Annotated in this window: 22 protein-coding genes; 9 read left to right on the top strand and 13 right to left on the bottom strand. The window is 64.7% G+C overall.

Translation table 11 applies throughout. The features are described 5' to 3' along the window. Positions 1–5 precede the first annotated feature (5 nt). The 7 genes from APH30_RS01675 to APH30_RS28970 form a co-directional block, all read right to left on the bottom strand. On the bottom strand, positions 6–965 hold the full coding sequence (locus tag APH30_RS01675; protein ID WP_054911511.1) for a hypothetical protein: 960 nt from the start codon (positions 963–965) through the stop codon (positions 6–8). Between the two features lie 165 nt (positions 966–1,130). Then, positions 1,131–2,036, bottom strand: coding sequence for a LysR family transcriptional regulator (locus APH30_RS01680; protein ID WP_047149926.1), 906 nt, complete (start codon positions 2,034–2,036; stop codon positions 1,131–1,133). Between the two features lie 144 nt (positions 2,037–2,180). Continuing rightward, a complete protein-coding gene (locus APH30_RS01685; RefSeq protein ID WP_054911512.1) occupies positions 2,181–3,014 on the bottom strand; it encodes an alpha/beta hydrolase in 834 nt (277 codons plus the stop codon). 11 nt (positions 3,015–3,025) lie between these two features. Next, positions 3,026–5,353 carry a TonB-dependent siderophore receptor gene (locus APH30_RS01690; RefSeq protein WP_236184267.1) on the bottom strand — a complete coding sequence of 776 codons (2,328 nt, stop codon included), beginning with the start codon at positions 5,351–5,353 and terminating at the stop codon, positions 3,026–3,028. A gap of 65 nt (positions 5,354–5,418) precedes the next feature. Continuing rightward, on the bottom strand, positions 5,419–6,348 hold the full coding sequence (locus APH30_RS01695; RefSeq protein WP_054911514.1) for a DUF4880 domain-containing protein: 930 nt from the start codon (positions 6,346–6,348) through the stop codon (positions 5,419–5,421). Next, complete coding sequence (locus APH30_RS01700; RefSeq protein WP_082416093.1) at positions 6,345–6,854, bottom strand: sigma-70 family RNA polymerase sigma factor; 510 nt, start codon at positions 6,852–6,854, stop codon at positions 6,345–6,347. The genes APH30_RS01695 and APH30_RS01700 overlap by 4 nt, the downstream gene beginning before the upstream one ends. A gap of 131 nt (positions 6,855–6,985) precedes the next feature. Continuing rightward, on the bottom strand, positions 6,986–7,153 hold the full coding sequence (locus tag APH30_RS28970; RefSeq protein WP_009683150.1) for a DUF6026 family protein: 168 nt from the start codon (positions 7,151–7,153) through the stop codon (positions 6,986–6,988). 201 nt (positions 7,154–7,354) lie between these two features. Between APH30_RS28970 and gnd the strand changes: the two genes are divergently transcribed. The 5 genes from gnd (at position 7,355) to APH30_RS01725 (ending at position 12,836) form a co-directional block, all read left to right on the top strand. After that, entirely contained in the window at positions 7,355–8,338 is a 984-nt protein-coding gene (gene gnd / locus APH30_RS01705) for a phosphogluconate dehydrogenase (NAD(+)-dependent, decarboxylating) (RefSeq protein WP_054911515.1), read from the top strand. Beyond that, positions 8,335–9,840, top strand: coding sequence for a glucose-6-phosphate dehydrogenase (zwf, locus tag APH30_RS01710; RefSeq protein ID WP_054911516.1), 1,506 nt, complete (start codon positions 8,335–8,337; stop codon positions 9,838–9,840). Before gnd ends, zwf begins: the two co-directional genes overlap by 4 nt. Positions 9,841–9,982: 142 nt before the next feature. Next, positions 9,983–11,779 (top strand): glycoside hydrolase family 15 protein, encoded by a 1,797-nt coding sequence (locus tag APH30_RS01715; protein ID WP_054911517.1) that lies wholly within the window; start codon positions 9,983–9,985, stop codon positions 11,777–11,779. An 80-nt stretch (positions 11,780–11,859) separates the two neighbouring features. Then, positions 11,860–12,216, top strand: a complete 357-nt coding sequence (locus APH30_RS01720) for a VOC family protein (protein WP_054904232.1) — start codon at positions 11,860–11,862, stop codon at positions 12,214–12,216. Beyond that, complete coding sequence (locus tag APH30_RS01725) at positions 12,216–12,836, top strand: TetR/AcrR family transcriptional regulator (protein ID WP_054911518.1); 621 nt, start codon at positions 12,216–12,218, stop codon at positions 12,834–12,836. Before APH30_RS01720 ends, APH30_RS01725 begins: the two co-directional genes overlap by 1 nt. Before the next feature lie 76 nt (positions 12,837–12,912). On the opposite strand, the gene preA is transcribed toward APH30_RS01725, so the two are convergent. From preA to hydA, 3 genes are all read right to left on the bottom strand, one after another. Then, positions 12,913–14,187 (bottom strand): NAD-dependent dihydropyrimidine dehydrogenase subunit PreA, encoded by a 1,275-nt coding sequence (gene preA / locus APH30_RS01730; protein ID WP_054911519.1) that lies wholly within the window; start codon positions 14,185–14,187, stop codon positions 12,913–12,915. Further along, entirely contained in the window at positions 14,187–15,554 is a 1,368-nt protein-coding gene (locus APH30_RS01735; protein ID WP_054911520.1) for an NAD(P)-dependent oxidoreductase, read from the bottom strand. The genes preA and APH30_RS01735 overlap by 1 nt, the downstream gene beginning before the upstream one ends. Positions 15,555–15,717: 163 nt before the next feature. Continuing rightward, on the bottom strand, positions 15,718–17,157 hold the full coding sequence (hydA, locus tag APH30_RS01740) for a dihydropyrimidinase (RefSeq protein ID WP_009683141.1): 1,440 nt from the start codon (positions 17,155–17,157) through the stop codon (positions 15,718–15,720). 338 nt (positions 17,158–17,495) lie between these two features. On the opposite strand from hydA, the gene APH30_RS01745 reads away from it, so the two are divergent. Next, positions 17,496–18,986: an NCS1 family nucleobase:cation symporter-1 gene (locus APH30_RS01745; RefSeq protein WP_009683140.1), complete on the top strand. Its 1,491-nt coding sequence runs from the start codon at positions 17,496–17,498 to the stop codon at positions 18,984–18,986. Positions 18,987–19,123: 137 nt separating this feature from the next. Further along, entirely contained in the window at positions 19,124–20,407 is a 1,284-nt protein-coding gene (locus tag APH30_RS01750; RefSeq protein ID WP_029887470.1) for a Zn-dependent hydrolase, read from the top strand. Positions 20,408–20,628: 221 nt separating this feature from the next. Here APH30_RS01750 and APH30_RS01755 read toward each other — a convergent pair whose 3' ends face one another. Continuing rightward, positions 20,629–21,588: a ribonuclease Z gene (locus APH30_RS01755; protein WP_054911521.1), complete on the bottom strand. Its 960-nt coding sequence runs from the start codon at positions 21,586–21,588 to the stop codon at positions 20,629–20,631. Between the two features lie 119 nt (positions 21,589–21,707). Further along, positions 21,708–22,253: a lipocalin family protein gene (locus APH30_RS01760; protein WP_054911522.1), complete on the bottom strand. Its 546-nt coding sequence runs from the start codon at positions 22,251–22,253 to the stop codon at positions 21,708–21,710. A gap of 140 nt (positions 22,254–22,393) precedes the next feature. Here APH30_RS01760 and APH30_RS01765 point away from each other — a divergent pair, with 140 nt between their 5' ends. Beyond that, the gene (locus APH30_RS01765) at positions 22,394–23,206 is read left to right on the top strand and encodes a crotonase/enoyl-CoA hydratase family protein (protein WP_054911523.1); all 813 of its coding nucleotides are present in this window, start codon (positions 22,394–22,396) and stop codon (positions 23,204–23,206) included. Positions 23,207–23,241: 35 nt separating this feature from the next. Continuing rightward, positions 23,242–24,072 carry an NAD(+) diphosphatase gene (nudC, locus tag APH30_RS01770; protein ID WP_054911524.1) on the top strand — a complete coding sequence of 277 codons (831 nt, stop codon included), beginning with the start codon at positions 23,242–23,244 and terminating at the stop codon, positions 24,070–24,072. On the opposite strand, the gene APH30_RS01775 is transcribed toward nudC, so the two are convergent. Beyond that, positions 24,040–24,819, bottom strand: coding sequence for a TSUP family transporter (locus APH30_RS01775; RefSeq protein WP_009683133.1), 780 nt, complete (start codon positions 24,817–24,819; stop codon positions 24,040–24,042). The genes nudC and APH30_RS01775 overlap by 33 nt on opposite strands. Between the last annotated feature and the right edge of the window lie 48 nt (positions 24,820–24,867).

Below are 24,867 nucleotides of genomic sequence, written 5' to 3' on the forward strand. Positions count from 1 at the left end.
GATGCTCATGAGTAGCCTCCTGCCTGCGGCAGGTCGGCAACGATGCGTGCCCAGGCACTGTCGCCGTAGCGGGCGAAGCAGGCGGCCAGGCGTTGCTGGCCAGCCACCGCCTGTGCCACGTCGCGCTGGATGGTCGGGTGCTGCAGCAGCAAGGGGTGGACCATGAGCAGGTGCAGGCACATGCACTGGATATCGCCACGGTCGCGCAGGCCCTGCCTGAAGGCCCTGATCATCAGGTTCATGACATGGACCGGCGCGTTGGCCGGCAAGCCGGATGAGCCTGGGCATTGGCCACGGGTGGCGCCAGTTTGCGCGGTCGCCAGGCGATGCCAGGCACTGAGCAACTGAATGATCTGTGGCGCGACGTTCTGGGTTGCGCGGACTTCACGGGTGATGCGCAGCTCGCCAGCCGGCGATGGCCGTTCGAGCACCGTGCAACTGCCGCAACCATCGGGATGCAGCCAGCTGCGAATCGGCCCGAGTACTGCGCCAGCATTGTTCAGGGTGACGCGCAGCAACGCCAGCCTCACGGGTTCGTACCAGGCCGTGATGCCATGCGGGGCGGGCTGATGCAGCACATGGCACTGCTGGCTGATATGCCGGGCAATGGCTTCGGCGGGTTGATCGCTGAGCAGCCAGGCACACACGTAGTGCCAGGTGGCCGTAGCCTCACGGGCGGCGTAGGTTGCGCTCAATGCGGCCAGAGCGCCGCATGCCTGGCCGGGGCGGGCCAGCCGCACCAGCGCAGGCCAGCGTTCAGGGGCCTGCACCAGGCCGCTGCTGTCGATGCGCGTTACGGCGTCACTGCCCAGCGCCTTGGCCAGCATGGCGATGTCCAGCGGGTGCCCGCTCTGGCAGCCAGCGAAGGGGGCCAGCAGCAGGTAAAAGGCTTCATCGGGGTGGCGGTGCCGGTGCGCGAAGTCATCCACCGACTGCTGGTAGCCGCGTGCGGCTTGGCTCGACATGAGAAGTTCCTTTTCTTCTGGATGGCGAGCGCGAATCTAGCGAGGAATCGCTTCAGTGGGCAGTTACTGGAGTCTTAGCGGGCTGTAAGAATTTTCTTTTTTTTGAATCAGGCCGCACCGTGCCGCCGGCACCCCTTGGCCTGCCCGGCGCTGGGCGACCGCCGTTCAGGCCCTGGGCGGCTCTGCCTCGAAGCACTGGCGCATGACGTCCAGATAACGGCGGGCGCCCAGGCCCAAGGGGCGTGCCTTGAGCCAGATGATGTCCACCCACAAGCGCAGGCGGCTGGCCATGTTGTCGAAGCGCACTTCGGCCAGCGCGCCGGATGCAATAAGCGGTTCCACCAGGGGTTGTGGCAGGTATGCCCAACCCAGCCCGGACTGCACCAGATCCAGGGTGGCCAGGTAGCTGTCGGTCAGCCAGATGCGCCGCGACAGCACCATGCGCGGGTCTGAGCCGGTGGGCTTGCCCGAAGCCACGATGATTTGCCGTTGCTCGGCGAAGGCTTCTTCGGGCAGCGGCGTGCCGCTGTTCTGCCCGGCCGGATGGCGCGGCGAGGCCACCGCAACCAGCAGCTGGCTACCGGCTTCGAGGAATGATTCGCGCTCATCGATGCCTGGCCGCTCGAACACCAGTGCCAGTTGCACGCTGCCTTCGTGCAGCAGGCGAATGGCCTCGGTCTGGGTGGCCGAGCGCACTTCCACTTCCAGGCTGGGAAACGCCTGGGCGAGGGTTTCCAGTGGCTGGCTCCAGCGCCCGGTCTGCAGTTCGGGCGCCATGGCGATGGTCAGGCGTTTCTCCAGGCCCTGGTGCAATTGCAAGGCCTGGGCGTCGAGCAGATTGAGCTGGCAGATCACTTGCCTGGCTTGAGGCTCCAGGGCCAGGGCGGCGCTGGTGGGCAGGGCCTTGCGCGTTGCCCGGTCGAACAGCGGCAGGTCCAGTTCGGCCTCGAGTTGAGCGATTGCCATGCTCACCGCGGACGGCACCCGCCCCAGCTTGCGGGCGGCGGCGGAGAACGAGCCGGCATCCAGCACTGCGAGGAAGATTGCCAGGGATTCGCTGGAGAAGGCCATGTTCGCTGAACCTGATGTGGGGGCGTTGGTAGCCAATGGTAATGGATGGGATGGTCCAATGGAGCATTCGGGTTTTGCGGTGCTTGCGGGAAGGAGCGCCGCCGCCGCGCTGCGGCGCTCTACCTCACAGGTTCGCAAAGGCGCTCAGAACCTGCGCGTGCTCATCAGCTCATCCAGCACACGGGCAGCGACGCGGAACGGCATCGACATGTGGTCCTCGCCGGCTTCGAGCTGGAAGTCACTGCGCAACCCATATTGCGACAACGCCTCAAGCCTGGTTTGCAAGGCCCGGGCATCCTGAATCTCCTGTGCCATTTCGCGGTCACCCATCAGCAAGGTCAGGCTGCTATGGGTCAGCACCAGCTGCCCGGCATGCGCCTTCTGGCTGAATGCCCGTTCATGCGCCAACAGGTAGCGGTCCCGCCACCACAAGCTGGGGCTGATGGCGACCACATGCTGGAACAGCTGTGGGCGGGTGAACAAGGTATAGACGCCGAACATGCCGGCAAACGAATGCCCGACCAGGCTGCGTTGGTCCTGATCGACCTTGAAGCGCGCATTCACCCTGGGCATCAGACGCTGTTCGATGAAGTCGAGAAACAGGTCCTGACCGCCTTGTGGCGGGGTGTTCCGTTCCGGCGGCTGTGGCGGTGACAAGTCGAACGCGCGCCGTTCGAAATCCAGCGGCGTCGCGCTTGGGTAGCCGATTGCGACCAGGACCGACCCGCGCAGGCGCTCCTGCGCGCGCTTGGCCGCGTGAAACGCCGGGAAGTAGGCGTTGCCGTCCAGCAGATAAATCACCGGGTAGCCGCCGGTCCACGGTACATCGCCCTCCGGCAGGCTGATCATGATCCGGTATTCCCGCCCTGCGGCGCTTTTCATCGTCCATTGCTCGGTGCCATCCAGGGCCACCGGCTGCGCATGGGCAACCTGGGCGAGCAGCAGCGCCGCCAGCCCGGCAAACAGTGTGCGTAGCATGCGTAGCCCCCTTACCAGCGGTAGCTCAGGCTGGTGACCACGCTGCGCGCTTCACCCCGGTAGCAATAGCCTTGTTGGCAGTTGATGTAACGCTTGTCGAACAGGTTGCGGGCATTCAAGGCCAGGCGCACGCCGTCCAGGCCACCGCCGAAGTCGTAGTGCACCCCGGCATCGACCAGGGTGTAGCCCTCGTTCTTCACGGTGTTCTGGGCGTCGCCGTAGTTGCTGGCGGTGTAACGTGCGCCACCTGACACCCCCAGGCCCAGCGGCAGGCGGTAGTCGAGCCACAGCGAGGCCAGGTGGCGCGGAACGTCGAGCGGCTGCTTGCCTTCGTTGCCATCGTTGCTTCGGGTGACTTTGGCGTTGTTGTAGCTGTAACTGGCAGTCATCTTCAGCCGCTCTCCCAGGTCCGCCACTGCCTCCAGTTCCAGGCCCCTGGACACTTGCTCACCGGTGGCAATGCTGTTGATCGGGTTGGCCAAGTCGCGGGTCAGCACGTTCTTCTGGGTCAGGTGGTAAAGCGAGGCGGTCAGCAGGGTCGTGCTGCCGGGCGGTTGGTACTTCAAGCCCGCTTCGTACTGTTCACCCTCGGTCGGCTTGTACGCACCACTGCCGCTTTGCGGCTGGAACGAGGTGGCGTAGCTGGCATAAGGTGCGATGCCGTTGTCGAACAGGTAAAGCACGCCGACCGAGCCCGTGGTGGCCGAATCGCTGGTCTTGCGGTTGATGCCGCTGAGGTTGTCACTGCGGCGCACGTGCACCACGTCGCGGCGCAGGCCGGCCGACAGGCGCCATTGGCCCAGGTCCACCTGGTCCTGCAGGTACAGGCCGGTGCGTTGTTCCAGGCCGTCTTCGTCTGCCAACGGCGTGCCGGGCCTGGCCACAGGCTGGTGGTAGTCGGGGGCGAAGCGGTCGATCGAAGGTGCCGGGCCACTGGCATACAGCAGCGAGGTGTCGATCCAGCCATAGTCCAGGCCGGTCAGCAGGGTGTGGTGCAGCGCACCGGTATCGAAACGGCTGACCAGGCGGGTGTCCGCCGACAGTGTCGACATGTCTTCGTATACCCCCACCGCATAGCGGTCGAGGATGTGCCCCTCACGCTCCTGGTAGGGTTGCAGGTACTGGTTGGTGGTGTCGACCTGGCCGTAGCGCAGGTTCTGCTGCACGCTGAACGTGTCGTTGAAGGCATGCTCGAATTCGTAGCCGAAAGTCCATTGGCGTTGCTGCAGCTTGTCGAAGTATTCGTCGCCTTGCCAGAAGTTGGTCAGGTGCTTGCCTTGTTGGTACAGCATTGGCGAAGCGGCGGTTTCGCGTTCCTGGTAGCGCGCCAGCAAGGTCAGGCTGGTGTCCGGGTCGAGCTGCCAGGTGAGCGAAGGGGCGATCATGCGCACATCGTTGTTCAACTGCTCGATGTAGTTCTCGGCATCGCGGTAAACCCCGACCACCCGGTACAGCACATCGCCTGCCGGGTCCAGCTTGCCGCCCAGGTCGAACTGGCCTTGCTGGTGGTTGTAGTTGCCTGCCTGCACCTGCACTTCGTTGCGAGCCTGCAGGCTCGGGCGCTTGCTCACGCGGTTGATCATGCCACCCGGGCTGATTTGCCCGTACATCACCGACGACGGGCCCTTGAGTACCTCGATGCGTTCCAGGCCATAGGCCTCGGTCTGGTACAGCGATAGCCAGCCGCTGCCGGGCTGGCGCAGGCCGTCGAGGAAGTCGGCAGCCATGGTGGTGTCGAAACCGCGGACGCTGATCGTGTCGAAGCGTGGGTCCAGCCCCGAGGCCCCCACCCGCACGCCAGCCGTATAGGCGACGGCATCCTCGACGCGATCAACCTTGCGGTCGGCCATCTGTTCGGCGGTTACCACACTGACGCTTTGCGCGGTCTCCAGGATCGGGCGGTCCGTCTTGGTCGCGCTGCTGGCATTGCTGGCGAAATAACCGGGTACGGGGGCGAAAGCGCTTTGCGAGGCGCTGGCATCGATGCTGATCGGCTCCAGTTGCAGGCCGGTATCCTCGTGCGCGGGCAGCACCACATAGCCCGAGCTGGTCTTTTGCGGCACCAGGCCGCTGCCCTCGAGCAGTTGCGCCAGGCCGTCATCCAGGGAACCTCCGCCGGCAAGGCCTGGGCTGTTCAAGCCCTGGACGGCTGCCGGCGAGAACGACAGGGTGATACCCGAGCGCTCGGCAAAGCGGCTCAAGGCCTGCCCCAAGGGGCCTGCCGGTACGCTCGGCGCGGTGGCCGGCGCGGCATGGCTGCTGGCAGCCAGCAGCGACAGCGCCAGGCACACGGCGCGGGACAAGGGGCGAGAGGGGAAGGGCAGGCGGACAGGTAACATGCGAGGGTCCATTCAGGGAGTGATCTGCCCTAACCGGATCAAACGGCAAAGTCCGCCATTTTTTTTCAAGCCTGCGCCACCACGCGCACCCACCAGCGGGTACGTTGCTCAACGCGCACCGGCAGCAGGTGGGTGAGGTTGCCGAGCAGAACGTCTGGCTGGTCCAGGCGAAAGACGCCGGACAGGCGCAGGTCGGCGAGGCGCGGTTGGCAGTGCAGCCAACCGCGGCGGTAACGCCCGGCTTCGAAAAGAAAATCGGCCAGGCGGATGTCGTCGACCACCAGCAAGCCGCGCGCCCATGCGAATGGGTCAAGGGGGCCGGGGCCCAGTCGGGTGAGCTTGCCAGGGTAGAGTGCCAGGCCCTGGCCGGCAGCCACGTGCTGCTCACCTGCGGCGCTTGTCACCCGCACTTCGCCGTGCTCGACATGCAGTTCACTGTAACCTTCACGCTCGCGCAGCGCCGCCCGTGCCTGCCTGGCGCGGCACAGCCCATGGGCGCATTGCACGCGCCAGTCATGGCCATCGACCAGCAACTCGCCGCTGCGCAAGCGGGCCTCGCGCTGGCTCACGTCCACGGCACTGTCGGTATTGAGCTGGAGTTGCAGGTCAGTCGCCAGCTGCCACTGTCGGCGTTGCCCAACCTCGGTGGCAAAGTCACTGCGCCAGGCCTGTGGCGTGTTGGCGAGCAGCAGCGTGGCGCTGCCTGCGGCAAGCCCCAAGCCGAGCAGCTTCATGGCACGCCGGCGGCTCAGGTCGACTTCGGCCTGGCGCAGCACGGCAGCCGTGTGAGTGGCGCCGGGCAACGGCTCGGCATGAAAGTGCCCGCAGACCTGCTGCATGCGCCGCCAGGCCAGTTCGTGGCGGGCATCGCGCAAGCGCCAGGCCTGGCACTGCTTGAGCAGTTCGATATCCCCCGGCTGGCGGCGCAGGCGCAGCTGCCATTCGATGGCCATGCGCACGATGTTTTCCGGCAGGCGCTCTGCGCTGGCCGTCACTCGAAGCACACCCGGTAGCAGTGCAGCAGCGCCTGGGCGACATGGCGCTCCACCGTACGCCCGGATACCCCAAGCTGCTCGGCAACCTGCGCGTGCGTCAGGCCGGCCAGCTGGTAAAGCAGAAAGGCTTCGCGCACAGCCGGCTTGAGCCCATCGAGCAGCTGCGCGATACGCTCCAGGCATTGCAGTGCCTCGTGGCGTACAGCCGGTGAGGGGTAGCTGGCATCGGGCAGTTGCGCCAAGGCTTGCAGGTAGGCACGCTGCAGGGCATCGCGCCGCCAGTGGTCCACCACCAGGCCACGGGCGATGCGCGCCAACAATGCACGAGGGGCTCGGGCGCTGATCGGTTGGTTGCGCACCAGCAGGCGTACGAAGGTGTCCTGGGCCAGGTCTGCCGCCTGCTGCGAACAGCCCAGCGAACGCCTCAGCCAGGCGTGCAGCCAACCGCGTTCGTTGTGGTACAGCGCTTCGAGCGGAATGATCGCATCCGTTTCATGCATAGCCATGCAGCGCCCCTGAAGCGAAAGGATGGAAGAAAAGCGCGCACCTTAAACGCGAATCGTTCCCAATTCAACTTTTTCCGAGGGTTGGGGCTGCAGCGTGGGAGCGCAGGACTCCCACCGAGGGCGGGGGAAAATCAGAGGTCGATGGCTTTGGCGGCGATGCGTGCCTGGTCCAGCAACACGTTCAGCTCGGCGACCTGTTGGCGCAATTGGTCACGTTCGTCTTTGAGTTTACGCAGCTCATCACGGCGCACGGAGACATAGAGGGTCTGGGTTGGGGTTGCAGGCATCAAGGTACCCATGAGCACACCTCGCGGTTTTGGCTGGTGACAATTCAAAGCGTAGACGCTTCTGGCGGGCGCATTTTGAATTCTTTCACAAGCCTTGGGAACTTTTTTGTTTATCGTGGTCTTGCCGTTCGTCGCTGAACCCTCGGGCGGCATGCTGGACTAACCTGAACAGCTGGACTGTTGTCATCTATTTCGAAAGGGGAGCATCGGCTCATGCAACTGGGAATCGTCGGGCTGGGCCGCATGGGCGGCAATATCGCAAGGCGCCTGATGCGCGCTGGCCACCGCACCATTGTGCACGACCGCAACCGCGACGCGGTTACCGGCCTTGAAGGCGAGGGCGCCCAGGGCGCACACGACCTTGGCGCGCTGGTGCAAAAACTGAAAGCGCCACGCGCGGTATGGGTGATGCTGCCGGCTGGCGAGCCGACCGAGCAGACCATCGCGCAACTGGCCGAGCTGCTGGAGCCGGGCGATGCCATCATCGACGGCGGCAACACCTTCTACAAGGACGACATGCGCCGCGCCGCCGAGCTGGCCAAGCGTGGCCTGCATTACCTGGACGTAGGTACCTCTGGCGGGGTATGGGGCCTGGACCGCGGCTACTGCATGATGATCGGTGGCGAGAAGGACGTGTTCGAGCGCCTGGAGCCGCTGTTCAAGGCGTTGGCACCGGGTGTAGGCGACATTCCGCGCACCCATGGCCGCAGCGGCGAACACCAGCGCGCCGAGCATGGTTATATCCACGCTGGCCCACCGGGCGCCGGCCACTACGTGAAAATGGTGCACAACGGCATCGAATACGGCCTGATGCAGGCCTATGCCGAAGGTTTCGACCTGCTGCGCAGCAAAGGCGGCAACGAACTGCCGGAAGACCAGCGCTTCGACCTCGATGTGGCCGAAATCGCCGAGGTATGGCGCCGGGGCAGTGTGGTCATCTCGTGGCTGCTCGACCTCACCGCCGATGCGCTGGTGGCCGACCCGCAGCTGTCGCAGTTCAGTGGCTCTGTATCCGACAGTGGCGAGGGCCGCTGGACCATCGATGCCGCCGTGGAGCAGGCAGTGCCGGTACCGGTCCTGTCCAGCGCATTGTTTGCCCGTTTCCGCTCGCGTCAGCAGCAGGGCACCTACGGTGACAAAGTGCTCTCGGCCATGCGCCTGGGCTTCGGTGGCCATGTCGAGAAAAAAGACGAATGACTAAAAAGAGCACTCCGGCCGCACCCCCCTGCACGCTGTTTCTGTTCGGCGCCAATGGCGACCTGGTCAAGCGCTTGCTCATGCCTGCGCTGTACAACCTCAGCCGCGACGGTTTGCTCGACCGCAACCTGCGCATCGTTGGCGTTGACCACAACCCTGCCACGGCCGAGGAATTTGCCGCACGCCTGCATGCGTTCATGGCCGAGCGTGACAAGGGCGGCGAAGGCGCCGCCCAGTGCCTGGACGAAAAACTCTGGGCGCGGCTGGCCAAGCGCCTGGACTACCAGACGGGCGATTTCCTCGACCCGGCCACTTACCAGGCGCTGGGCAAGCGCATTGACAAGACCAGCCACGGCAACGCCATCTTTTACCTGGCCACCTCGCCGCGTTTCTTCCCTGAAGTGGCCCAGCGCCTTGGCGAGGCCGGCTTGCTCGACGAGTCTGCCGGCGGCTTTCGCCGGGTAGTGGTGGAGAAGCCGTTCGGTACCGACCTGGCCAGTGCCGAGGCGTTGAACGCCTGCCTGCTGAAGGTGATGTGCGAGCGGCAGATCTACCGTATCGACCACTACTTGGGCAAAGAAACGGTGCAGAACATTCTGGTCAGCCGGTTCTCCAATGGGTTGTTCGAGTCGTTCTGGAACAACCACTACATCGACCATGTGCAGATCACCGCCGCGGAAACCGTCGGTGTCGAGACGCGGGGTGGCTTCTACGACGCCACCGGCGCCTTGCGCGACATGGTGCCCAACCACCTGTTCCAGCTGCTGGCCATGGTTGCCATGGAACCGCCGGCAGCGTTCGGCGCCGACGCCGTGCGCGGCGAAAAGGCCAAGGTGATCGGCGCCATCCGCCCGTGGTCGGCGAAGATGGCGCTGAAGCATTCCGTGCGGGGCCAGTACAGCGCCGGCAAGCAGGGGCGCAAGCACCTGCCCGGCTACCGCGAGGAGGCCAATGTCGCGCCCGACAGCCAGACCGAAACCTACGTGGCGCTGAAGGTGATGATCGACAACTGGCGCTGGGCGGGGGTGCCGTTCTACTTGCGTACCGGCAAGCGCATGAGCGTGCGTGACACCGAGATTGCCATCTGTTTCAAGCCGGCACCGTACGCGCAGTTCCGCGAGTCGGAGCTGGAGCGCCCCAAACCCAACTACCTGAAAATCCAGATTCAGCCCAACGAAGGCATGTGGTTCGACCTGCAGGCCAAGCGCCCCGGGCCGGAGTTGGTAATGGAGAACGTCGAGCTGGGCTTTGCCTACAAGGACTTCTTCAAGATGACCCCGGCGACCGGCTACGAGACCTTGATCTATGACTGCCTGACCGGTGACCAGACCTTGTTCCAGCGGGCCGACAACATCGAGAACGGCTGGCGTGCCGTGCAGCCGTTCCTCGATGCCTGGGCCCAGGGGGGCGAGGTGCACGAGTACCCGGCGGGTGAAGATGGCCCCGAGGCGGGCAATGACCTGCTGAGCCGGGACAAGCGGGAATGGCACCGATTGGGGTAACAGGTTTTTCGGCGTGTGCCGGCCGCTTCGCGAGTGAACCCCCCTTTTGACAGGGGCTGCACAACCCCTTGGGCGGCGCGGCCCTGTGGGGCGGGTTGACAAGCGAAAGGGCCAGCACAGGCAACCACTTTAAGGAAACGCGATGCCCGCCCACATAGAAGATTACGCCCTGTTGGGCAATTGCCGCAGCGCCGCCCTGGTCAGCCGGGATGGCTCGCTCGACTGGCTATGCCTGCCACGCTTCGACGCCCCGGCGGTGTTCGCCGCCTTGCTGGGCAACGAAGAAAACGGCCGCTGGCGCCTGGCCCCTTGCGACCCGGTCGAGCACTGCAGCCGGCAGTACCTGAACGACACGCTGGTGCTGGAAACCACGTGGGTCACTGCCACTGGCCGGGCCCGCGTACTCGATTTCATGCCGCTGGGTGACGTCAACGCCGTGGTGCGCATCGTCGAAGGCCTCTCGGGCGAAACCAATTTCGAAATGGACCTGGTCATGCGCTTCGACTACGGGCGCAGCGTGCCATGGGTCGAACGCCTGGACCCGCTCACCCTCAGCGCGGTGGCCGGCCCCGACCGCCTGATCCTGTGCAGCACCGTACCGCCCCATGCCCGCGACCACCACACCGGCGCGCGCTTTCGCGTGGCGGCCGGCCAGCGCCAGGTGTTCAGCCTGCGCCACCAGCCCTCGCACCTGCCGGTGCAGCCCGGCTGCGATGCCGACGCGGCCCTGGCCCATACCTGCGAGCACTGGCAGGCGTTCGCCGACCGCTGCCCTCAGGTAGGCCCCTACAGCGCACTGGTCCGTCGCTCGTTGCTCACCCTGAAAGCCATGACGTATGCCCCCACTGGCGGCATCGTTGCGGCCGTCACCACGTCGTTGCCGGAACAACTCGGCGGCGAGCGCAACTGGGATTACCGTTTCTGCTGGCTGCGCGACGCCACCATGACCTTGCTGGCATTCATGAACCTGGGCTATTTCGACGAGGCCCAGGCCTGGCGCGAATGGCTGCTGCGCTCGGTGGCCGGCAACCCCGAACAGATGCAGATCATGTACGGCCTGGGTGGCGAGCGCGACCTGCAGGAATACACCTTGCCCTGGTTGCCGGGGTACGAGCACTCGCAACCGGTGCGGGTGGGCAATGCCGCGTCGGCCCAGGCGCAGCTGGATATCTATGGCGAACTGGCCGATGCCATGAGCCAGGCAATCAAGGGCGGCTTGCCGCGCCATCCGCGTAGCGCCGCCATCTCTCGGCTGATCCTGCCCTATGTGGAGCGTATCTGGCGCCAGCCGGACGAGGGTATCTGGGAGGTGCGCGGCGGCCGCCAGCAGTTCGTGCATTCCAAGGTGATGGCCTGGGTGGCGTTCGACCGCGCTGCCGGCTTGGCGGACACGACCGAAGAAGGCCGTGAGCATGGCCAGCATTACCGCCAGGTGGCCGACCAGATCCGCCGTGAAGTGTGTGAGCAAGGGCTCGACAGCAGCGGCAGTTTCTTCGTTCAGGCCTATGGTTCGGACGAGATGGACGCCAGCCTGCTGCAGATCGCCCTGACCGGCTTCCTGCCTGCCGATGACCCGCGCTTTCTGCGCACGCTGGAACAGATCGAGCAACGCTTGCTGAAAAACGGGTTGCTGATGCGCTACGACAGTGACAGTGCCGGGGATGGCCTGACCCCAGGCGAAGGTACGTTCCTGGTCTGCTCGTTCTGGCTGGCCGACGTCTACATCCTGCTGGGCCGGATGGCGCAAGCGCAAGCGTTGTACGAGCGTTTGACCGGCCTGTGCAACGACGTGGGCCTGCTGGCCGAGCAATACGACCCGGCCTGCCAGCGCATGCTTGGCAACTACCCGCAGGCGTTCAGCCATATCGGCATCATCAATACTGCCCTGAACCTCCAGCAGGCCCGCTGCCCGGCCCGCGACCGGGCCAGTTGCGGTTGAGCCGGCTGCACCGAATTTGTGCGCGCTCCGGCAAGCGAGCGGGGTAGACTAGGTCAAATCTCATTCGGCAAGGAGCGTCCATGGGTATCCGCGGTTCGGATCGGCAGATCGACAACATCGAGTTCAATGTCAGCGATATCGCACGCAGCAAGGCGTTCTATGGGCATGTTTTCGGCTGGCGCTTCACCGACTACGGGCCAACCTACAGCGAATTCAGCGACGGCCGCCTCACGGGCGGCTTTACCACGGGTGAGCCGGTGCGCCCGGGGGGGCCGCTGATCATCCTTTACGCCGATGACCTGCAAGCCACGCAGCAGCGCGTGACCGCGGCGGGGGGCAGTATCAGCCGCGCGACCTTTGCCTTCCCCGGGGGGCGGCGTTTCCATTTCATTGACCCGGACGGTCATGAACTGGCGGTGTGGACGGCTCAAGCCTGATGGCCAATCACAAGATCGAAATTCGCCGGCGCAACGTTGGCAAGATCCTGCACGCGGCGGAAAAGGTGTTCGCCGAAAAAGGCTACGGCGCGACCTCCATGGGCGATATCGCCGAGCAGGCCGAACTGCCGCGTTCCAACCTGCATTACTACTTCAGCACCAAGGACGATCTGTTCCGTGCGGTGCTGCAGGACCTGCTGGATGTGTGGAAGCAGGACGCGCTGTGTTTCGAGAATTTCGACGACCCACGGGTGGTGCTGACCAGCTACATCCGCGCGAAAATGGGGCATTCGCGGTCACGGCCGCTAGGCTCGAAGGTCTGGGCCGAGGAAATGCTGCATGGGGCACCGGTGCTGGGGGGCAACCTGGATGACAGCCTGGTGCCGTGGGCCAAGCTGAAGGAGGCGAAGATCCGCCGCTGGGTGGAGGAGGGGCGCATTCTGCCGGTCGAGCCCTCGGCGCTGCTGTACATGATCTGGGCCTCGACCCAGCATTACGCCGACTTCGGTTACCAGGTGCAGTTGCTCAACGGCGGCGATGAACTGTCGGACCTGGCGTTCGAAAGTGCGGTGCAAACGGTGACCAGTGTGATCCTGCGGGGGATTGGCCTGGAGCCGTGACCGGCCATGCCTGCCGCGCACGGTCTTTTTGCTGTCCACAAAAAGGCCGTGCCAGTGCGGCGGGCGCCGGTCTACATCAGCTCGCTTCGCGGTAGGGGTTGCGCGGGTCCTGGGTCCAGTTCAGGTAAGGCTTGCCAGTGTCCTGCGCCTGCATGTCGATGCAGTTCTCCACCGGGCAGGTGATCTGGCACAGGTTGCAGCCCACACATTCTTCCTCGATCACGCTGTAGGCATGCGTACCGTCTGCCTTCAGCGTACTGGCGATGGCCTGGTGCGAGGTGTCCTCGCAGGCGATGTGGCAGCGACCGCAACCGATGCACGCTTGCTGGTCGATATGCGCCACCGACTTGTAGTTGATGTCCAGGTACTTCCAGTCGGTGGTATGCCCTACCGCCTGGCCACGGAACGCCTCGATGTTGGCGTGGCCGTGCTGGTCCATCCAGCGGGCCAGGCCGTCTTTCATGTCTTCGACGATGCGAAAGCCATGCAGCATGGCCGCCGTGCACACCTGCACCGCGCCGCTGCCCAGCGCCATGAATTCGGCCGCGTCGCGCCAGTTGCCGATGCCGCCGATGCCGCAAATCGGCAGGCCATGGGTGGCCGGGTCACGGGCAATCTCTGCCACCATGTTCAGGGCGATCGGCTTCACCGCCGAGCCGCAGTAACCGCCATGGGTGCTCTGGTCACCGACGATGGGGTGGGCGACCATGCGGTCAAGGTCGACGCTGGTGATCGAGTTGATGGTGTTGATCAGCGACACAGCATCGGCCCCGCCGCGATGCGCAGCGCGTGCCGATTGGCGGATGTCGGTGATGTTCGGCGTCAGCTTGACGATCACCGGCAGCGAGCAGTGCTGCTTGCACCAGCGGGTGACCATTTCCACGTACTCCGGCACCTGGCCGACCGCCGCGCCCATGCCGCGCTCCGGCATGCCGTGCGGGCAGCCGAAGTTCAGCTCGATGCCATCGGCGCCAGTGGCTTCCACCAGCGGCAGGATGAACTTCCACGACGCTTCCTCGCACGGCACCATCAGTGACACGATCAACGCGCGGTCGGGCCAGTCCTTCTTCACCTGGGTGATTTCGCGCAGGTTGATTTCCAGTGAACGGTCGGTGATCAGTTCGATGTTGTTGATGCCCTGCACCTGGCGGTTGGCGCCGTAATGGGCCGAGTAGCGCGACGAGACGTTGACCGCGGCCGGGTCTTCGCCAAGGGTCTTCCACACCACGCCACCCCAGCCGGCTTCAAAGGCGCGGACCACGTTGTAGGCTTTGTCGGTGGGCGGCGCGGACGCCAGCCAGAACGGGTTGGGGGCCTTGATCCCGGCGAACACGATAGACAAGTCGGCCATTACGCTGCCTCCACGTTGAGCATGAGTTGGGCATGGATGGCTTCGGCGGCCACTTTGCCGTGTTGTACGGCCTGAACGGTGAGGTCCTGGCCCCGCGCGGTGCAGTCGCCACCGGCGTATACCCCTGGCAGGCTGGTCTGCATGTTCACGTCAACGCGAATACGCTCACCGTCACGGGCCAGTTGCGCGGCCACTGGGTCGGCGAGGCTGCTGTCGTCGAAACGCTGGCCGATGGCCTTGAAGATGGCGTCGGCGGCCAGTTCGAAGGTTTCGCCGGTGTCGCGCAGGCGGCCGTCGGCCAATTCGGTACGGGCAAAGCGCATGCCGCGTACGTTGCCAGTGTCATCCAGCAGCACGCTGTCGGGGCGGGCCCAGGTGTGCAAGCGCACCTGGTTGGCCTTGGCGATGTCCTGCTCGTGCCCGGTGGCCCCCATGTCGGCGTGGCCACGGCGGTACACCAGGTTGACGTCGCGGGCACCCAGGCGGCTCATTTGCACCGCCATGTCGATGGCGGTGTTGCCGGCACCGATCACCAGACAGCGCTCGGCCAGCGGCAGTTGGCTGAGGTCGTCTGCCTGGCGCAACTCGCGGATGTAAGCGGTGGCGGCAAGCAGGCCGGGGGCCTCTTCATCGGCCAGCCCCAGCTGGCGCACGGCATTCAGGCCCAGGCCAAGGAACACCGCATCGTATTGTTCGCGCAGTTCGCCCAGGCTGAGGTTGCCCCCCAGGCGCTGGCCATGGCGCAGCTCGATACCGCCGATACCCAGCAGGAATGCCACTTCCCGCTGGGCATAATCGTCAACCAGCTTGTAGCGGGCGATGCCGTATTCATTGAGGCCACCCGGCTTGTCACAGGCTTCGAACACCACCACGTCATGGCCATGCATGGCCAGCCGATGCGCGCAGGCCAGCCCCGCAGGGCCAGCGCCGACCACCGCAATGCGCTTGCCCGTGGCCGGTGAACGCTGGAACGGGTGGTCGCTGAACTGGGCATTGTCCAGGGCGTAGCGTTGCAACTGGCCGATCAGTACCGGGGCGCATTCCTGCGCGTTGTTGCGCACACACGCTTGCTGGCACAGGATTTCGGTCGGGCAGACGCGGGCACAGCTGCCGCCGAGAATGTTGGCCGACAGAATCCGTTCGGCAGCGCCTTGCAGGTTCTCGTCGCTGATGCGGTGGATGAATGACGGGATGTCGATTTCGCTGGGGCACGCGTTGACGCAGGGCGCGTCGTAGCAATACAGGCAGCGGGCGCTTTCCACGGCGGCCTGGCGTGCGGTGAGGGGTGGGGCCAGGTCGCTGAAGCACTCGGCCAATTGGTCGGCGCCGGCCCGGGGGCGCGGCAAATGGTTCAGGGCGTCGATCACGGTTGTAGCCTCTCTATTTTTTTGGTTCAGGCGACAGCTGTTGTGGTGGGATCGGGGGCCGCTGTGCGGCCCATCGCGACGCAAGGCCGCTCCTACAAGGGACCGCGCATTCCTGTAGGAGCGGCCTTGTGTCGCGATGGGCTGCGCAGCAGCCCCAATGGCTTCAGCGCTGAACGGGCGTCGGCCGCTGCTGGTCGGCCCGACGCTCCAGCACCTCATACACCGACGGATACGCCGGCCGCTCCACATAGCGCCCCGCGCCCGCCTCGGCGCGCAGGTCGCCATCAGCCCAGACCACTTTGCCCTGGCTGATGGTGTGGCTGGGGACGCCACGTACAGTGCGGCCTTCGAAGATGTTGAAGTCCACCCGTTGGTGGTGGGTCTGGGCCGAGATGGTGCGCGTGCCTTGCGGGTCCCATAGCACCAGATCGGCATCGGCCCCTACGCGGATGGCACCCTTGCGTGGGAACAGGTTGAAGATCTTCGCCGTGTTGGTAGAGGTCAGTGCCACGAACTCGTGCATCGACAGGCGCCCGCTGTTGACCCCGGCATCCCACAGCACCGCCATGCGGTCTTCGATGCCGGCGGTGCCATTGGGGATGCGGCTGAAGTCATCCCGGCCCATGGCTTTCTGTTCGGCGCAGAAGCAGCAGTGGTCGGTGGCTGTGGTGTGCAGGTTGCCCGCCTGCAGGCCGCGCCACAGCGCCTCCTGGTGCTCGCGCGGGCGGAACGGCGGGCTCATGACGTAGCCGGCGGCTGTGGCCCAGTCCGGGTCACGGTAGACGCTGTCGTCCAGCAGCAAGTGGCCAGGCAGCACTTCGCCGTAAACCGGTTGGCCCTTGGCCCGCGCATAGGCGATTTCATCCAGCGCCTCGCGGCTGGAAATGTGCACCAGGTACAGCGGTGTACCGAGGGTTTCGGCAATGCGGATGGCGCGGCTGGCCGCCTCGCCTTCAACCTGCGAAGGGCGCGACAGGGGGTGCGCTTCCGGCCCGGTCAGGCCCTGTGCCAGCAGCTTTTTCTGCAGGTGGAACACCAGCTCGCCATTTTCGGCATGCACGGTGGGCACTGCACCCAGCTGCAGGCAGCGCTCGAAGCTGGCCACCAAGGTGTCGTCGGCCGCCATGATGGCGTTCTTGTAGGCCATGAAGTGCTTGAAGCTGTTCACCCCATGCTTGGCCACCAGTTCGCCCATCTCTTCGGCCACCTGCTCGCTCCACCAGGTGACGGCGACGTGGAAGCCATAGTCGCTGGCACTTTTCTGGGCCCAGCCGCGCCAGGTGTGAAACGCCTCCAGCAGTGACTGCTGCGGGTTGGGAATGACGAAGTCGATGATCGATGTGGTGCCGCCCGCCAGGCCGGCGGCGGTACCGCTGAAGAAGTCTTCACTGGCCACGGTGCCCATGAACGGCAATTGCATATGGGTGTGCGGGTCGATGCCGCCCGGCATCAGGTATTGCCCGCTGCCGTCGAGGATCTCGCAATCGGTCGGCGCTTCCAGGCCAGGCCCGACTGCACGGATCAGGCCATCGGCACACAGCACATCGGCGGGGTAACTCTCTTCGTGGGTAACAACGGTGGCGCCACGGATCAACAGGGACATGCCGTTTTCCTCGCAGGCTGACCGGTCTTGGCCGGTTCTTGGAATTTTCGGAAGCAGGGCGGGCAGGGGTTAATCCTGTCATACCTGACAAGATTCGAGGCTAGATGCTGATCCTGAATTCAGCAAGAAAATTTCCTATTTATTTTGTGGTTTTTAAATCATTGATTTACATGAATTAAATATTTAGAGCCCGCTGAATTCGGGGCCTCCAGGGTTTTTGACTAACTTGACAAGATAGAAAATTGGTCGAGATTTCTAAGGCACTCATACGCGTGTGTACTCCGGCCATCGAATTAGCCCGATGAGCAGACAACTCGAAAAAGTCTGGAGAAAGGCCCATGCAACAGAGCAGATCGCAAGTGGTTGAGCAGGATGGCCTGTTCGAGCTGGCCGAGGGCAGTGATGTTCTCGACAGCCCGCGCTACAACCACGACATCGCACCGACCAAGGTGCACCAGCGCACCTGGAACAAATGGCACATCACGGCCCTGTGGGTAGGCATGTCCATCTGCGTGCCAACCTACACCCTCGGCGGCGTGCTCACAGCCTACTTTGGCCTGAGCGTTGGCGAGGCGTTGCTGGCGATCCTGCTGGCCAACATCATCGTGCTGATCCCGCTGACCCTCAACGCGTTCCCCGGCACCAAGTACGGTATCCCGTTTCCGGTGCTGCTGCGCTCGTCGTTCGGCATTCTGGGCTCCAACGTGCCGTGCCTGATTCGCGCCGTGGTGGCCTGCGGCTGGTTCGGGATCCAGACCCTGTTCGGCGGGCTGGCCATCCACCTGTTCCTGGGTTCGGTGTTCGACGGCTGGAAGGCCCTGGGCGGTGTCGGCGAGGTGATCGGGTTCATGATCTTCTGGTGCCTGAACCTGTGGGTGGTACTGCGGGGCGCCGAGTCGATCAAGTGGCTGGAGACGCTCTCGGCGCCGCTGCTGGTGGCCGTTGGGCTGGGCCTGCTGGTGTGGGCCTTGCCACACATGTCGATGACCGAACTGCTGGCGCAACCGCCCAAACGCCCTGAAGGCGCCAGCGTGGTCAGCTACTTCTGCGCTGGGCTCACGGCCATGGTCGGCTTCTGGGCCACGCTGTCGCTGAACATTCCCGATTTCAGCCGCTATGCCCGCAGCCAGAAGGACCAGATCCTCGGGCAAATCTTTGGCCTGCCGCTGACCATGTTCCTGTTCGCGGCCTTGGGCGTGGTGCTGACTGCGGCCTCGGCGTCGCTGGTGGGCGAAACGGTGTCCGACCCGGTCAGTCTGATCGGCAAGATCCACAGCCCGTTCTGGGTCGCCCTGGCCATGGCGCTGATCGTGATCGCCACCCTGTCGACCAACACTGCGGCGAACATCGTGTCGCCGACCAACGACTTCCAGAACATCGCCCCGCGCCTGATCGGGCGCAGCCGTGCGGTGTGGCTGACCGGCTTCATCGGCCTGGCGCTGATGGGCCACGAGTTGCTGAAGAAACTGGGCTGGATCGTGTCCGACCTGAGCCTGGAAAGCGTGTACTCCAATTGGTTGCTGGGCTACTCCAGCCTGCTCGGGCCGATAGCCGGGATCATGGTGGTGGATTACTTCCTGATCCGCCGGCAAAAGCTGGACCTCGCCGGGCTGTACCGCGACGACGTGTACCCGGCGTGGAACTGGGCCGGCTTCGCCGCCTTCGTGCTGCCCGTGGGGTTGACGGTGCTGGCGATCGGCAACAGCAGCTTCAGCTGGTTCTACGACTATGGCTGGTTCACCGGCTCGCTGCTGGGGGCGGCGTTGTACTACGTGTTCGCTGGCTTGGCGGCGCGCAGCCCGGCGCGGCTGGTCAAACCCTTGCCCTGAGACCGTGTCTGCTTCTTCGCGGGCATGCCCGCTCCTACAGGTATTACGCAGTACTGGAAAACCTGTGGCGATCTGGTGGGAGCGGGCATGCCCGCGAAGAGGCCCGAACAGATAACAAAAGCCTGAAGGAGAAACCCGTGACCCCTTTCCAAGACATCCTCAAGACCACCGCCCACCACATCGACAGTGCCCGCCTCTGGCAATCGCTGATGGACCTGGCCCGCCTCGGCGCCACGCCCAAGGGGGGTGTCTGCCGCCTGGCCCTGACCGACCTCGACCGCCAGGCCCGCGACTTGTTCGTGCAATGGTGCGAGGCGGCCGGTTGCACGGTCAGCGTCGATGCCGTGGGCAATATCTTCGCCCGTCGCCCTGGGCGTAACCCCAAGCTGCCACCGGTGATGACCGGCAGCCATATCGATACCCAGCCCACTGGCGGCAAGTTCGACGGCTGTTTCGGCGTGATGGCCGGGCTGGAAGTGCTCCGTACCCTCAACGACCTGGGCGTGGAAACCGAAGCACCGCTGGAGGTGGTGGTGTGGACCAACGAAGAAGGTTCGCGCTTTGCCCCCTGCATGATGGGGTCGGGTGTGTTCGCCGGCAAGTTCACCCTGGAAGAAACCCTGGCCAAGCGCGATGCCCAGGGCACCAGTGTGGGCGAGGCGTTGAACGCCATTGGCTACGCCGGCCCACGTGCGGTGCTCGGGCACCCGGTGGGGGCATATTTCGAAGCGCATATCGAGCAAGGGCCGATACTCGAGGACCAGGCCAAGACCATTGGGGTGGTCCTCGGTGCCCTTGGCCAGAAGTGGTTCGACCTGACCCTGCGCGGCGTCGAAGCCCATGCCGGCCCCACCCCCATGCACCTGCGCAAGGATGCCCTGGTGGGTGCCGCCGCGGTGGTCGAAGCGGTCAACCGCACAGCCCTCGGCCACCAGCCGCATGCCTGCGGCACGGTGGGTTGCTTGCAGGCCTACCCGGGCTCACGCAACGTAATCCCTGGCGAAGTGCGCATGACCCTGGACTTCCGCCACCTTGAGGGCGAGCAACTGGATGCGATGATCGCCGAGGTACGAGGGGTCATCGAGGCGACCTGCGCCAAGCATGGCCTGAGCCACGAACTGGTGCCCACCGCGGACTTCCCGGCATTGTACTTTGACAAGGGCTGTGTCGATGCCGTGCGCGATTCGGCCAAGGCCCTGGGGTTGCCGCACATGGACATCGTCAGCGGGGCAGGGCATGACGCGATCTTCCTTGCGGAGCTGGGGCCGGCCGGGATGATTTTCGTACCGTGCGAGAACGGCATCAGCCACAACGAAATCGAAAACGCCGCACCCGATGACCTGGCGGCGGGTTGCGCGGTGTTGTTGCGGGCGATGCTGGCTGCTTCGCAGGCGATTGCCAGCGGCCGCCTGGCAGCTTGATCAGGCGTAAGGGCCGTTCCTTCACTGGTCGTGTTTGGCAATAGATCGGCGGAGCCACACCGCCCGTTTGTAGAAGCGGGTTCACCCGCGAACACCGGCGTAGCCGGTGCCAGCCACCGCGCTGGATTCTTCGCGGGCGCGCCCGCTCCCACACAGGCCGCGTCGCGCTTACGAATTCAGTTCTCTGCGCGACAGCGCAGCCCGTAGTGCTGTGTTATCTCCTACAGGGCTGGTTCCAGGTAGCCGTCACGGCCGATGTGATAGCGCTGCAGGTCCTGCGCCAGCACCAGCCGGCCGCGGTAGTGGGCCAGTGCCTCATCACGCACGTCGTTGATGCTCGGGCTGCGCCTTGGGTCGCTCTGATAGCGGGCACTGAAGTGCGTCAGCACCAGGTTGCGCACGCCTGCCGCCTCGGCAAAGCGCGCCACTGCCGCCGCAGTGCTGTGCCCAAAGGTGACCCCGGTCCGCTCCACCACCGCCTGCGTGAAGGTTGCCTCATGCACCAGCACATCGGCGCCTCGGGCGGCGTCGGCGAGCAATTGCGGGTTGTCATTGTCACCACACACGATAACTCGCCGGGGCGGGCGCGAGCCACGCAGGTATTCATTGCCATGCAACAGCTGCTCGCCGAATTTCACGGTACGCCCTTTGGCCAGCTCGCCCCACATCGGGCCCCGCGGTACGCCCTCAGCCTCCAGGCGCAGGGTGTCCAGGCGGGGTTCGGGGTTGAGTTCGGTAAACACGAAACCTACGCTCGGCACCCGGTGCGACAAGCGCACCGCTGTTACCTGCAGGGTCTGGTTGCGCCAGCCCTGCCAATCTTCCACGGTCAGCAGGCGCAGCTCGAACGGCAGGAAGGTATCACTGGCGGCCAGGCCTTGGCGTAGCCAGCCATGCAGCGCGGCAGGCAAGACAATATCCAGCGGTTGGTTACGGCCACTCATGCCGGCACTGGCGAGCAGCCCGGGCAGGCCAAAACAATGGTCACCATGAACGTGGGTAATGAAGACCGCCTGCAGGTCGCGAACCGACAGCGGCGTGTGCAACAGTTGGTGCTGGGTGCCCTCGCCGCAGTCGACCAGGTACCAGTGGCTACCACTGGCTTCGACTACGGCGGTGGCGCTGACGTTGCGGGCTTTGGTCGGCACCCCGGCGGAGGTACCGAGAAACAGCAGGTCCATGTTGCGGCTCCTTGTGCCAGTCCAGTCGCGCAAAATCGCGCAATACGCAGGGCCTCGTTCCTTCGAGACGAACAACGCCGCACACCTTAGCCGGATTGTCGCAGGCCGTCGATTGCCCGCTAGTCAGCCTGCCGCCAGACTAGCTTGCTGGTGTCGTAGCCTTGCTCGCGGGCAATGTTCAGCAACTGTTCACGCTGCTGGTCGGTGACCGCAGGGGTGCGCGACAGCAGCCACAGGTACTCACGGTTGGGGTGGCCGACCAGTGCCACGCGGTAATCCTTGTCGTGGTACAGCACCCAGTACTCACCCTTGGTCAGGCCAGGGGCCAGGCGGCTGAACCAGTTGTCGAAGCGTACCCACAATTTGTCAGTCCTGCCCGGCTGCTGGGCTTCAGCAATGCCTTTGGCTTCGTTCACCTCACCGTCCTTTTCCTTGCAGCGGTTGGTCACGTCGATACGGCCATCGGCGCGTAGCCCATAATGAGCCTCGGACTGTACGCAATTACGCTGGAAGAACATCGGCAGCCGCGCCAGTTCGTACCAGGTGCCCTGATAGCGTTGCAGGTCCACCTGCTGGGTGCGCGGCGGTGCGGGGTGGTCGTTGCCGGCGCAGCCGAGCAAGGCAAGGGTCATGCAGGAAAGCAGCAGCGTGGTGCGTAGCGCCATGGTTGATCTCCTTGAAACGGATGAGGGCTTACCTGAGGTTCGATCCCGCGGCGGGGCAAAAGTTGTATGCGCAAACCATTGTCTGCCCAGCTGGGTTACCATCCACGATGGTGAACCATCCAACCCTAGGAGTTCCGTTCGTGACCGAATACACCGCATTCAAGGTCGAGCTGACCGATAGCATCGCCCACGTTCAGATCAACCGCCCGGAGAAGGTCAACGCGATGAACGCGGCCTTCTGGGAAGAGGTCGTCGATATCTTCCAGTGGATCGACGACACCGACGCCGTGCGTGCGGTGGTCATCAGCGGTGCCGGCAAGCACTTCTCGGCCGGTATCGACCTGATGATGCTGGCCTCGCTGGCCGGGGAGATGGGCAAGGACGTGGGCCGCAATGCGCGCTTCCTGCGCAAGACCATACAGCGCCTGCAAGCCTCGTTCACCGCCGTGGACAGCTGCCGCAAACCGGTGCTGGCCGCGGTGCAGGGCTATTGCATCGGTGGCGCCATCGACCTGATCTCGGCCTGTGACATGCGTTACTGCAGCAGTGACGCGCAATTCTCGATCAAGGAAATCGACATGGGCATGGCCGCCGATGTCGGCACGCTGCAACGTTTGCCACGCATCATCGGCGACGGCATGATGCGTGAGCTGGCGTTCACCGGGCGCAATGTCGCGGCGGACGAGGCGCTGCGCATCGGCCTGGTGAACCGGGTCTATGATGACCACGCCGCGCTGCTGGACGGGGTTTTTGCCATCGCCCGCCAGATTGCTGCAAAATCGCCGATCGCGGTGGCAGGCACCAAGGAAATGCTCAGCTACATGCGCGACCACCGCATCGACGATGGGCTGGACTACATCGCCACGTGGAACGCCGCGATGCTGCAGTCCGAAGACCTGCGCGTGGCTGTGGCCGCGCACATGAGCAAACAGAAACCGACGTTCGCCGACTGATCGGGCCGGCGCACGCGCAGTAAAGGAAACCCGAGATGTCAGCACGCTGGACTACCGCAGTACTCGACCCTCAGATCACCGGCGGGCTGGCCGTGGCGCGCAGCCCGGAAGGGTTTCTGCACGACGCCAACGGCGCGCTGTTCCCTCGTGACTGGCTCAAGCGCCAGGGCCTGGATGTGCTGTGCGAACACGGCATTGGCCACTTCGACGGCCAGCCTGTGTTCCTGCTGGAACTGCGCGCTGCCAGCGACGTGCCCGGTTGCAACTGGCGCGGCCTGCGTGCGGTCATGCTGGAGGGTGACTTCGACACCTACAAGGTTCTGGGTTATGCCGCGCAGATCGGCACCTGGGCTCGCGAGCACCGTTTCTGCGGCAGCTGCGGGCAGGCGATGACACAAATCCGCTGGGAGCGGGCGATGTACTGCCAGCCTTGCGACCTGCGCAGCTACCCGCGTATTTCGCCGAGCATGATCGTGCTGGTGACCCGTGGCGACGAAATCCTGCTGGCACGCTCGCCGCGCTTCGTCACGGGGGTGTACAGCACCCTGGCAGGCTTTGCCGAGCCGGGCGAGTCGGCCGAGGACTGCCTGGTGCGCGAAGTGCGTGAAGAAGTGGCGGTAGAGGTGCAGAACATCCAGTACGTCGGCAGCCAGTGCTGGCCGTTCCCGCACTCGATGATGCTGGGCTTCCATGCCGAATACGCGGGTGGCGAGATCGTCATGCAGCCGGACGAGATCGAGGACGCCCAGTGGTTCAGCGTGCACGACCTGCCGCCGCTGCCGGCTGGGCGCTCTATTGCGCGCTACCTGATCGACCTCTATGTCGCTCGCCGCTTAGGCCTGCCCGAACCAGTGCTGCCACGCTAGGCGCACGGTCAACGCCAGCACCACGGTGATGAACACCGGGCGGATGAACTTGCTGCCGCCGCTGATCGCCGTGCGTGCGCCAAAGAAGGCGCCGACCATCACCGACAAGCCCATGCACAGGCCGACGATGTAGTCGACCTGCCCGGAAATGATGAACACCGTCAGCGCCGCGATGTTGCTGACGAAGTTCATGCTGCGCGCCACGCCGCTGGCGCGAACCAGGTCGATGGGGTACAGCAGCAGGGTGCTGACCGTCCAGAACGCCCCGGTGCCGGGGCCGGCCACGCCGTCATAGAAACCCAGGGTAAAGCCCTGCGGGGCCTGCCATTTTTTTCTGATCGGGGCATCGGCGTCCAGCGGTGCCTTGGGCGTGCCGCCGAACAGCAGGTAGAGGCCACAGGCGAAGACGATCACCGGCAGCATTTTGTTCAGCCATTCGGCTGGCATGTAATGGGCCACGATCGCCCCGATCAACGCGCCCACCAGCGTGGCGAACAGCGCCGGGCGCCACTGCGCCGGGTGGAACAGCTTGCGTTTGTAGTAGGTGAAGCTGGCGGTGGCCGAGCCGAAGGTGGAACTGAGCTTGTTGGTACCCAGTACCAGGTGCGGCGGCATGCCGGCTGTGAGCAGCGCCGGGGTGGTGAGCAGGCCGCCGCCGCCGGCGATGGCATCGATGAAACCGGCGACGAAGGCGACCAGGGCCAGAATCAGCAGGGTGAGGGGTTCTACGGTAAGTTCGAAGGGCATGGGTTTTTGGCAGGTGCGGGAAAAAGGCCGGAGGGGGAATGGCCACTC

Source organism: Pseudomonas sp. NBRC 111127 (assembly GCF_001320345.1).
Classification (GTDB): domain Bacteria; phylum Pseudomonadota; class Gammaproteobacteria; order Pseudomonadales; family Pseudomonadaceae; genus Aquipseudomonas; species Aquipseudomonas juntendi.